General features: G+C 54.7%; 2 pseudogenes. Both read right to left on the bottom strand.

Annotated elements, in window-relative coordinates:
• Positions 1-632: pseudogene (locus BM059_RS25025) on the bottom strand (DUF6708 domain-containing protein); the annotation flags it as partial.
• A 74-nt stretch (positions 633-706) separates the two neighbouring features.
• A pseudogene (locus BM059_RS25460) lies at positions 707-1,140 on the bottom strand (hypothetical protein); the annotation flags it as partial.

Below are 1,140 nucleotides of genomic sequence, written 5' to 3'. Positions count from 1 at the left end.
GCGAGCATCAGGCTGGCATGAGCGTGAGTGACCCAATGCATCTGCTCGTTGGTCGTGTCATGAAAACCCAGGCGCAAACTGAACTGTTGAGTGGCCGAATACTGGGTAACGACCTGCTCGACGGCCACGCAGGCGATCACCTCTTCCCAAGGGATAAACACCGGTTTGCCCTCGGTGGGTACATAGCAGACTTCGCGGCGTTGACGGTTAAAGCGGATGGGCGGGGTACGGGTTTCTTTATAGGCAGCGTAGGCAATTATGTAGGCGAACATCAGAGCAAAGAACGAGACGATACCTATAAATAGCCAGTTGAATAGCGTTGCAAGAAGAGTCTCCAAGAAAGGTTTTCCCCAGTACTGCATCCCTCCCCACGCAACAAGTAGCGCTGTGAAAACTAGCACTAGAGTTATTAAATTCAGTGTACCCAAGGTTACTCTTGCAGCGAACTCCCTATTGCCACCGCCCATTGCAAAATCCAGATAGCACTCATTGACCTCACGGTGCATCTGTTGGGCGCTAAAAGGTGCCTGACCTGTCGGTAATGGTTTAGGCGCCAGATACAGGGTTTCAAAACCCAGTTGCTGTTCGCTGTCGCCTGCTCTGGGCAGACGCGCGTACTTGTCCTCAGCCATATTAGGCGCCCGAAGTCTTAGCAGGCTGTTGAAAAACTACCTGCATTGCCTGGCCTACGTTTTTCAACGGCCTGTTAGTCATTTGGAAAACTCGAATCCGACAGCGATATCAGCGGGTCGGTAGAGGGTTCGTCGTTGCTATTCGTCTCGCGCTTGTTCGAGTTGAGCTGTTCACTCTTGGCCCTGGTTTCGGCAGCAGCACGGCTGCGGGCTCTCTTGCCCTTGCCTTTGGTTTTTACCGGTGCGGCATCTGCCGGGCTCTGGAAAGCAGCCAAAGGGCTCTTGAAATATTCGGGGAAGCTCAAGCCAGTGGCGAACGCCGCGTTGATCGCGGCACTTTGGCTTAGCAGTTCGGCACTGGGCCTGGCCCATTGGTCGGTCGGTAGGGGTTTGGACCATTCACGCACGCTTTGGGGGAAGCCAGCCTTGGGCAGGCGCTCGAACCATTCGCCGATATAGCAGGGAATAGTCCAGCCCGTGAAGAGCTGCAGCAGCCACCATCCGCTGT

Origin of the sequence: Ectopseudomonas composti, from assembly GCF_900115475.1 — a bacterium.
Lineage (GTDB): Bacteria > Pseudomonadota > Gammaproteobacteria > Pseudomonadales > Pseudomonadaceae > Aquipseudomonas > Aquipseudomonas composti.
Note: the sequence above shows the minus strand (reverse complement) of the source record. Positions and strands in the feature narration are given on the sequence as shown.